The organism is Stenotrophomonas sp. 3diitr2024, assembly GCF_042136455.1.
GTDB lineage: Bacteria > Pseudomonadota > Gammaproteobacteria > Xanthomonadales > Xanthomonadaceae > Stenotrophomonas > Stenotrophomonas sepilia.
This window is the reverse complement of record NZ_JBHHMJ010000198.1, coordinates 1-8,788: the sequence shown is the minus strand read 5'-3', so window position 1 is coordinate 8,788 and position 8,788 is coordinate 1. Positions and strand designations below refer to the sequence as shown.

General features: G+C 66.7%; 10 protein-coding genes. 4 read left to right on the top strand and 6 right to left on the bottom strand.

From position 1 onward, the window contains the following. The 4 genes from ABGA94_RS04605 to tadA form a co-directional block, all read right to left on the bottom strand. The coding region (locus ABGA94_RS04605; protein ID WP_375366518.1) for an alkene reductase at nt 1-1,151 on the bottom strand (1,151 nt) is incomplete at its 3' end. A gap of 207 nt (nt 1,152-1,358) precedes the next feature. Further along, entirely contained in the window at nt 1,359-2,231 is an 873-nt protein-coding gene (locus ABGA94_RS04600; protein WP_005417175.1) for an EcsC family protein, read from the bottom strand. Between the two features lie 144 nt (nt 2,232-2,375). Next, nucleotides 2,376-2,948, bottom strand: coding sequence for an oligoribonuclease (gene orn, locus ABGA94_RS04595; protein ID WP_053499815.1), 573 nt, complete (start codon nt 2,946-2,948; stop codon nt 2,376-2,378). Nucleotides 2,949-3,023: 75 nt separating this feature from the next. Next, nucleotides 3,024-3,548, bottom strand: a complete 525-nt coding sequence (tadA, locus tag ABGA94_RS04590) for a tRNA adenosine(34) deaminase TadA (protein WP_005417177.1) — start codon at nt 3,546-3,548, stop codon at nt 3,024-3,026. Nucleotides 3,549-3,732: 184 nt separating this feature from the next. Between tadA and ABGA94_RS04585 the strand changes: the two genes are divergently transcribed. Next, entirely contained in the window at nt 3,733-4,170 is a 438-nt protein-coding gene (locus ABGA94_RS04585; RefSeq protein WP_375366515.1) for an acetyltransferase, read from the top strand. A gap of 34 nt (nt 4,171-4,204) precedes the next feature. Here the strand turns inward: ABGA94_RS04585 and ABGA94_RS04580 are convergent, their stop codons facing one another. Continuing rightward, on the bottom strand, nt 4,205-4,711 hold the full coding sequence (locus ABGA94_RS04580; RefSeq protein WP_005417179.1) for a GNAT family N-acetyltransferase: 507 nt from the start codon (nt 4,709-4,711) through the stop codon (nt 4,205-4,207). Between the two features lie 246 nt (nt 4,712-4,957). Here ABGA94_RS04580 and ABGA94_RS04575 point away from each other — a divergent pair, with 246 nt between their 5' ends. The 3 genes from ABGA94_RS04575 to ABGA94_RS04565 are packed head-to-tail and all read left to right on the top strand — an operon-like array spanning nt 4,958 to nt 7,651. Further along, nucleotides 4,958-5,629, top strand: coding sequence for a hypothetical protein (locus ABGA94_RS04575; RefSeq protein ID WP_262221670.1), 672 nt, complete (start codon nt 4,958-4,960; stop codon nt 5,627-5,629). A 43-nt stretch (nt 5,630-5,672) separates the two neighbouring features. Next, a complete protein-coding gene (locus ABGA94_RS04570; RefSeq protein ID WP_065196095.1) occupies nt 5,673-6,326 on the top strand; it encodes a hypothetical protein in 654 nt (217 codons plus the stop codon). Beyond that, nucleotides 6,323-7,651, top strand: a complete 1,329-nt coding sequence (locus ABGA94_RS04565; RefSeq protein ID WP_329847457.1) for an XVIPCD domain-containing protein — start codon at nt 6,323-6,325, stop codon at nt 7,649-7,651. Before ABGA94_RS04570 ends, ABGA94_RS04565 begins: the two co-directional genes overlap by 4 nt. A gap of 52 nt (nt 7,652-7,703) precedes the next feature. On the opposite strand, the gene ABGA94_RS04560 is transcribed toward ABGA94_RS04565, so the two are convergent. Further along, nucleotides 7,704-8,549, bottom strand: coding sequence for a hypothetical protein (locus tag ABGA94_RS04560; protein WP_315898889.1), 846 nt, complete (start codon nt 8,547-8,549; stop codon nt 7,704-7,706). Nucleotides 8,550-8,788: the final 239 nt, after the last annotated feature.

Genomic DNA, 8,788 nt, shown 5'->3' with positions numbered 1-8,788 from the left:
CGACTGCACGATGGTCGACCAAGGCTGGATTCAGCCAACATCAGCGCATTTGGTGGCCTCCAAATATGCCGTAACCGCGACAGACGCTTGCCGCGGGCCTGCGCCAGCACCTGGTCGGTCACCTTGTCGAAGCCGACGGTGACCAGCACGCGGAAGTCCGGGTTGGCGATGAACGGGCGACCGAAGCCGATCAAGTCGGCCCAGCCTTCAGCCAGTGCCTGCTCGGCGCGCTCGGCGGTGTACTTGCCGGCGTAGATCAGCGTGCCCGGGTAGACCATGCGCAGCGCCTGCTTGAACGCCACCGGCATCAGCGGTGCATCGTCCCAGTCAGCTTCGGCGATATGCAGGTAACCCACGCCCAGCTCACCCAGCAGGTGCGCCGCGGCCAGATAGGTGGCCTGCGGCGTATCGTCCACCGCACCCTGCAACGTGGTCAGTGGCGCCAGGCGCACGCCGACGCGATCACCACCGACCACCGCAACCACCGCCTGCACCACCTCGCGCAGGAACCGCAGGCGGTTCTGCAACGCGCCGCCATAGCCGTCGGTGCGCTGGTTGGCCTGCGAGTCGATGAACTGGTTGATCAGGTAGCCATTGGCACCGTGCAACTCCACGCCATCGAAGCCTGCGTCCAGCGCGCTGCGTGCCGCCTGGGCGTAGTCGGCGACGATGCCGGGAATCTCGTCTTCGCGCAGCGCGCGCGGCATCGAATGCTGGATCATTTCGCCCACCCCGGCTTCGGGACCTGCCCCGGTCGGGTCGACGAACACCTTCACGCCTTCCGCCAACAACGCCGACGACGACACCGGGGCGGCACCACCCGGCTGCAGGGCCACGTGCGAGACCCGGCCCACATGCCACAGCTGGGCGTAGATGCGGCCGCCAGCGGCGCGCACCGCATCGGTCACCCGACGCCAGCCCTGCACCTGTTCCGGGCTGTGGATGCCCGGGGTCCAGGCATAGCCCTGGCCCTGCGGGCTGATCTGGGTGCCCTCGCTGACGATCAGGCCGGCACTGGCGCGTTGGGCGTAGTAGGCGGCCATGTCCGCGGTGGCGACGTTGCCGTCGGCGGCACGCGAGCGGGTCATCGGCGGCATCACGATGCGGTTGGGCAGGGTCAAGGCGCCCAAGCGGTGGGGAGTGAACAACATGGCGGCGATCTCTTGCGGGGGGACTGCCGCAAAGGATGGGGATGCCAGCTGCCAGGCAACAGGCATGCACTGGCAAAACAATTGTTCCCCGAAGGCAAGGATGGCCCGCCGGGGGGCAGAGCCCCTTCCTGCGGAACGGGATCCGGCCCCGCGCGCAACCGGGGGCGGGTCCCTTTGCAACGCAAAGGGCTCCGACCGCGAAGCCGGTTACAGCGTGGGTTCGATCAGCACGCCGCCATGCGCCACGCGGTCATAGCAGGCGCGCACCACATCTTCCCCATACTTCAACTCCAGCCGGCGCACGATGAAGTGACCACGCGCCATGTCCTGGTAGTAATCGGTGAACATGGTATTCAGTGTTGCACCCGCGGCCGCACCAACGATCGGCACCGCCTGCGCAGCGAATTTCTCGGTAACAACCACGCCGAAGCGCGCCGCCACCTTCTCCACCATCTTCGCCAGCAGCTTGCCGGCTTCCTTCGGCGCCACGCCCAGCGTCAGGTCGCGGCCGGTCACCACCCGCCCGGCCAGCTCGGCCGACAGGTGGCGCATCACATCGGTGGTGAAGCCGCGGGCCAGGTAATAGCCCGTCTCGCTGGCGTCATCACGCGGCGAGTTGCCGCCCAGCGCGAACACCTCCAGGCACGCCTGGCGGGTGCTGAACTCGGACAGGTCAAACCCCTCGCTGCGGGCGACGTCGGCCACCGCACGCATCATGATCGTGGTCGACACCGGCAACTCGATGAGCAGGGCGGCAAAGCCGAAGGCACCGCCGACCGCACCGGAGGTGGCTGCCGCCAATTTGTGCCAGCGGGTCGACGCTCCCTTGCCGGGCGAGTTGTCCATGCTCCACAGGGCTGCCTGCGCCGACTTGGACAGTGCCGCCTGCACCGCACCGTGGATGCGGTTGGAGACCGAACTGGGCAGCGCCTTCACCGCGAACTCCAGCGGCGTACCGACCAGGTTCGCCATGCGCGCGGTCAGGGTCGGCGCTTCCAGCAGCGCCACCGCGCGCTGCAGGTCGGACCAGTCGCGGGCGTCATGGGCGATGTCGCGGGGAAGCAGGATGGGCTCGTTCATGGCGCCGATCTTAGCGCCCGGAAGTTGAACGGTTCGTCGTGGGTCACGACAGTAAGGCGCGGATCCCGCGCCTTGCCGGCCAGCGGCCGGCACTACCCGTTGGTGTGTCACCCGGTAGCGCCGGGCCATGCCCGACGGCGTCGTTCAGGCAGCCGGCAGGCCCGACAGCGCGCCCATGAACTGGCGGTAGTGGCGCAGCTCGGCGATCGAATCGTGTACATCGCTCAGCGCGGTATGGTTGCTGTTCTTGCCGACGCCGGCGGCCACGCTCGGCGCCCAGCGCTTGGCCAGTTCCTTCACCGTGGACACGTCCAGGTTGCGGTAGTGGAAGTACTTCTCCAGCCTCGGCATCTGGCGATGCAGGAAGCGGCGATCCTGGCAGATCGAGTTGCCGCACATCGGCGAAAGACCGGCCGGAATCCACTGCGCCAGGAAGTTCACCGTCTGCGCTTCGGCCTGGCCCAGGGTGGTGGTGCTGTCCACCACGCGCTGCCACAGGCCCGAACGACGGTGCTGGTTGCGGTTCCACTCATCCATCGCTTCCAGCGTTTCCAGCGGATGGTGGATGGCAAACTCGGGGCCTTCAGCCAGCACATTGAGCTGGGCATCGGTGACCACGGTGGCGATCTCGATGATCGAATCGTTGTCGGTATCCAACCCGGTCATCTCCAGGTCGATCCAGATCAGTCGCTCGTTGGCCGCGCCGGTGTCCGCCATTGTGTCGCCTCGTTGCTGGGCAGGCGCGCGGCCTACCGGTGAAGGAAAGAGGCGCCCATCATACCCGTTCGCCCCTCAGCCCTCGCCCGCATGGTCTTCCAGCAGCAACGGCGGCTTGCCGCGCTTGGCGCGGAAATAATTGGTCAGGCGCATGCTGGCCTCCTTGGCCAGCACCCCACCGTGGATTTCCACCCGGTGATTGTGCCGGGCATCACCCAGCAGGTCGAACACGCTGCCGCAGGCGCCGGTCTTGGGGTCGCTGGCGCCGTAGACCAAGCGGGCGACGCGTGCATGCACGATGGCCATCGCGCACATCGCGCAGGGTTCGAGGGTCACGTACAGGGTGCTGCCGAGCAGCCGATGATTGGCCAGCCGCGTGCCGCCGGCGCGCATGGCCACGATCTCGGCATGCGCACTGGGATCGTGCGAGGCGATGTTGAGGTTCCAGCCCTCGCCCAGCAGCTGGCCATCGGCGCCCACCAGTACCGCACCGACCGGAATCTCGTCGAACTCGCGCTGCGCACGCTCGGCCAGCGCCAGCGCATGGCGCATCCAGTGTTCATCGGCGTCGTGCACCGGTACACCCAGGGCATCGGTCATGGCGGTTCTCGCGTGTCTGCAGGGCCAGGATGGCCGCCGGGGCCGCATTGTACGCCCGCGGCCGTGCAGGCGGCGCGGGTATCGGCGGTGCCATTGCGCGCGACCGGCGGTCCAAGCAGCGAGCGCGCTGAAGCCAGGCTGCAGGCCTCATACTGAGCCCTTCCGCAAGCACCTTGGTGAACCCATGACCACCCTCCGTCCCTCGCGCGCCGATGACGGCGCCGCCCTCGTCGACCTCTGGCGCCGTGCCGTCGACGCCACCCACGACTTCCTCAGCGCCGAAGACCGGCAGGCCATCGATGCCGAAGTCGCCGGTTTCCTGCCGCAGGCACCGATGACAGTGGCCGTCGACGCTCAGGGCCGCCCCCTTGGCTTCATGCTGATCGACGGCACGCACATGGAAGCGCTGTTCATCGATCCGGACGTGCGCGGCACTGGTATCGGCCGGCAACTGCTGCAGCACGCGCTGGCCCGGCATCCGCAGCTGAGTACCGACGTCAATGAGCAGAACGCACAGGCCGTTGGCTTCTACCTGCGCATGGGCTTCGTCGAAACCGGCCGCTCACCGCTCGATTCGCAGGGCCGTCCGTATCCCCTGATCCATCTCCGGCACAACGGCTGACATTGGACGGATATTCGAGGCCCGCCCCCGATCATCAGGCCGTGGCTTCGAATGCCGGTGAGTACTGCACCTCTCCCTGCGCCATCGACGGCCTCAGGTGCAGCGCCTGGAAGTACTCTGGCGGAACACCCGGCAGCACCAGGCCCGGCTCGGCGCGGAATCCGAATCGACCGTAATACGCGGGTTCTCCCAGCAATACGCAGCCCTGCGCCCCCTGCTCACGCAGTGCATCAAGCGCCGCATGCATCAGCGCCGCGCCGACACCCTGCCCCTGCCATCCGGGCAGCACCGAGATTGGTCCCAGGCCAAACCAGCCCGTACTGCCATCGCTGATCGTCACCGGCGACAAGGCAACATGCCCGACGACCTGCCCGTCCTTCTCGGCGACCAGCGAGAGACTCAGCTCTCCACGCGAACGCAGTGCATCCACAATGAACTGCTCGGTGTGGCTGCTGTGTGGGGCTTCGCGGAAGGCTGCCTCGGTGAGTGCGTGGATGACAGCGCGGTCTTCGCGGATTTCAGGGCGGATCGTGCAGTTCAAGGAGGGCGCCTTCAATGAAGTGATGGACATGTGAATGATTGATTTCAGTCACGGATTCAGCAGCAGACCTGCCTCCGGCAGCAATGCCAACGTGATGATCGCGAGCCTTGTGCGGCAAGCGATCCGCCCGGGCAATGCCTCGCCGGGGCGTCAAAAATCCGTCTCCAAGGGTGGCACAGCGCTCCCGGCACGTTCCATAATCGAGAAACCTGCCACCCAGGAAGGATAGATGGACATGGACGCACGATGCAGGCTCGCGCCATGCGTGTAGCTCGCCCCGAACCCAGGGGGCGGCCGCTCCTGGCATTGCTCGCCCTCGTCCCGCTGGCGGCATGTTCGCCCTACGCCGACGCCGAGCGTGACGTCGCCGCGGGTGGACGCGGCCTGGCCAAACTCAACCCGGCGCCGAAGCAGGCCTACGAACTGGTGCTGACACTGAAGGACGCGCCGGGCCCGTTCGCGATCGTGGAGGGCGTGGCCCAGTATGACGTCAGCAACTACGAAGACTGCGGGCGGATACTGCCTGCAACAGGCACTGCGGGCCGCATCACCAGCCAAGAGCCCGTCACCCTGCACAAGGTCAGCGAGAACGAGTACCGCGGTACGTTCTACCTGGACCGCATGCTGGATGAGGACTACTACGGGCGCGGCGCCTGCGTTTGGACGCTGACGGGCGTCGGTGCGATGTTGCGCGCCACGACCAGCAAGGCGGATACGCGATTCCTGACGTTCGTCGACAAGAAGCGCATGGAGAACGACTCGCCTCTGACGCTTTATTACCCGAACCTTGTCTATCCGCGCGCCGACACTGTCGCCAATTTTGGTGCCAGTGGCGAGGAAGCTCCGTCGGGGTACAGCGAAGATCTGCGCGACGCGCTGTTCTCAACCACCACCACTGTGCAGAAGCTCACGCCATGAGCTGCCAGTGCCTCATTCACCCCTATCCCCAAGGAGGCCGACATTGCGCCACAAGATGATTCCGTGCCTTGCTCTGCTTCTGTTGACCGCCTGCCATCCGGAGACCGCCATGAACCAGGAACGTGCCGCTGCTGAAGCCGATGTCGCCCAGGGTGGGCGCGGCCTCGCCAAGCTCAACCCCAGCCCGCGCAAGGCCTATGAACTGGTGCTGCGCCTGAAGGACGCCCCGGGTGATTTCGCTGTGGTTGAAGGCGTGGCCCAGTACGACGTCACCAACGAAGACCAGTGCGGCCACATCGAGCCGGCCACCGGCACGGCTGCTCGCATCACCAGCCAGGAGCCGGTGGAACTGCGCAAGGTCGCTGATGGCGAGTACCGCGGCACGCTGTATGTGGACCGGATGCTGGACGAGGACTACTACGGCCGTGGCGTGTGCCATTGGGAGTTCACTGGCGCTGGGGCGATGTTGAAGGCGACGGGCGCTGAAGGCGAGACGCGCTTCCTGTCATTTATTGAAGCCTCGGCCCTTATCGAAGGCCACGTCGAGACCCGCCACTATCCGCGTGCCGACTATCCCCGAGTCAGCGAGATTCCGGACTACGGTGCAAGCGGCCAAAAGGATCCGACAAAGTTTCGCCCTGAACTGCGGAATGCGCTGTTCTCCGCTTCGCTTGAAGCCAGCGAGGTCCGCCAATGAGCCTCAACAGCCAAGACTACGCTGCGCTATCCGAAGATGCATACAAGGATTACGCGGTCGGTCGTCGAGCACCGGGCCAAGAAGAAATCGTTCCAATCAACGGGCACAAGTACAAGATCCTAGAGCACGTTGATAATCGGCTGAACGGTTATCAGGGAACGATCTACCAGCGAGTCGACACCAATGAAATTGTCGTCGCACATCGCGGAACCGAACAAATCGCACGCGATGCGATTCTGACCGATGGTGGCATGGTCGTCGCCCGTACCAATGTGCAGGCGCCAGACGCAATCGCGCTGACCCAACGCGCCCTCGCTTACGCCAAGAAGGAGGGGCAGGATCTCGGCCAACGTCCGCCGGAGGTCACCGTCACCGGCCACTCCCTCGGCGGCGCGCTGGCCCAGATCACCTCGCACCACTTCAACGTCAAGGGCGAAACCTTCAACGCCTATGGCGCGGTCAGCCTCAGCTACCGCATCCCGGAAGGCGGCAACACCATGATCAACCATGTCATGGCCTCCGATCCGGTCAGCGCGGCATCGCCACACTTCGGCCAGGTACGCATCTACGCCAGGCCGAATGAAATCAGCACGCTCGCCGCGAACGGTTTCAGCAATCACTCGTTGCGCGCCCTTATCCCCGACCGGCCGATCATCGCCGCAGGCAGCTCGTTCGGCGCGCACAAGCTGGGCAACTTCCTCGGTGACGGCTCGGTGCTGCAGCACCCGGAAACGCAGAAGCTGGCAAAAGACAACGCCAGGATGATCGAGGAGTACCGCGACGACGTTGAATCACTGCGCCGTGGTGTCACCCGCGCGGCGCGGGGCATTCCAGGCGGCGCCGTCGACCTGTACGACCACATCCGCGGCCCGCTGCAGCCCGGTGAGCCGGCACGCCGCGAAGCGGAGAAGAACGGCCATCACACCAGCATGCTGCGAATGGACGATGCCAACCATGTGGGCAACCCACTGTTCAACGACGCGATCCGTGGCGTGCACGCGCAGGATGTCCGCGTCGGCCGGGTACCAGACGTGATGAGCACGCAACTGGCAGGCAGCCTGGCCGCCGAAATGCACGCAGCAGGCGGCAAGCGCATCGACGAAGTGGTCATGAATGCCGATGCCTCGCGCAGCTTCGCCGTGCAGGGCCAGGGCGGTGACCCCGCCCACCTTCGTGTGTCGGTGGATACGGCAGTGGCGATGAACACCCCGCTGGAACAGAGCAGCCAGCGCATCGACCAGCAGGCCGCCGACCAGCGCGTTGCGCTGGAGCGCGACCAGCAGCTGGAACAGCAGCGGAACCAGACCCGCAGCCTGCAGGCCTGATGCAGCGCGGGAGCCGGTCAGCTCGGCTCCCGCATCACTTCGAGACTCCGGCTCAGGGGCTGGACGCTGCCATTGGCACGGATGCTGCGGCCGTCACGAACAGATCGGGCCCGGAATCCGGGAATCCGCCACAGGCGCGATCGCCGGGTGCCACCGGGTCACAGGGCCACTGCGCGCGCGCGACCTTCTCGCGCAGCTCGAAGCGATCACCGGTCCAGACCACGAACGCGATGTGCTCACGGTTCCAGTCACTGTAGGCGCGCGGACCACCCTTCTGCGCCGACTCCGGGTATTGCACGAACCAACGCATGGCCGGGCCGTACTGCAGCTTGCTGTGGTCCAGGCTGATCCGGCCCTCACGCGACAGCTGGCGCGCACGATCGGCCTCCGTGACCGGGGGCATCGTCGGCATGGCATCGGCGGTCACATCCCGCGGCGCCGCATCCCCGCGGACTTGGTACACACGCTGGGCCACATAAGCCTCGCGGCAATCACCTGCGGGTACGCGGACCGGCTCCGCGCCGTACTCATCACGGTTGGCGACCTGGTCGCTGCAGGTGAACGGCGCCGACACCAGATAGAACGTGCTGTCGGCGTCGCGCCCTTCCAGCGAACGCACCCAGATGTCGCCCATCCGCACGATGAAGTCCGGGCGCTGGCCATAGCCCGGCACAGCCTTGAACCAGGCCTTCTGCCGCACCTCACGCTCGCGCCAGCTGCGCGGCAGGTGGATGTCCTGCGCGGGCAGCGCGACCAGCAACGCGGCCAGATGCGCCGGCATGGTGCCCTGGCAGGCGCCAATCAGCAGGTCGCCCTGGGTCGCCAGCCGCCCGGCCAGATCCACCGGGCAGCGGGCACCGAGCGCCCGCTCGGTCGCCTGCTCTGGCGGCAACGGCACGATGGCCAATGCGGGCGGAGCGGGGGCTACCGCCGGAACGGTTGGCTCGACGGAGGCGGGCGGTGCAGCCACAGGTGCCGGCGCTGCGGGCGCAACGGGCGCCGGCGCCGGATCCGCAGTCGGCGCCGGCTGTGCGTCCACCACAGGTGTCGCAGGGGGTGTCACGGCAGCCGACACCTCGGGCGTCGGCGCCGCGACAACGGCGTCGGCCGCCGCGGGCGCTGCAACGGCCGCCGCCT